The sequence below is a fragment of the Olavius algarvensis spirochete endosymbiont genome (assembly GCA_900608495.1).
Lineage (GTDB): Bacteria > Spirochaetota > Spirochaetia > DSM-2461 > DSM-2461 > UBA2779.
The window spans coordinates 1-207 of sequence record UWYT01000035.1 but is presented as its reverse complement, the minus strand read 5'-3'; the positions used below and the strand labels follow the sequence as shown (position 1 = coordinate 207).

General features: G+C 53.1%; 1 protein-coding gene. It reads left to right on the top strand.

Features of this window, described 5'->3' with window-relative positions; translation table 11 throughout:
- Positions 1 to 7: 7 nt before the first annotated feature.
- The coding region (locus S1OALGB6SA_RS00695; protein ID WP_195910218.1) for an SBBP repeat-containing protein at positions 8 to 207 on the top strand (200 nt) is incomplete at its 3' end.

Genomic DNA, 207 nt, shown 5'->3' with positions numbered 1-207 from the left:
AGGAATTATGAATAGGATATCCAGTATCCCGTTTTTGGCTCTTATGAGCCTTTTGGCATCTTGCAAGGTTTCCGAGAGCATGGCCTGGGTGGTAAGCACCTTTGCCGGCAGTGACGTGGAGGGTTTTGCGAATGGAGCCGCTAACACGGCGCAGTTTAACTACCCCCGCGGAGTGGCTGTGGACTCATCCGGCAATGTCTATGTGGC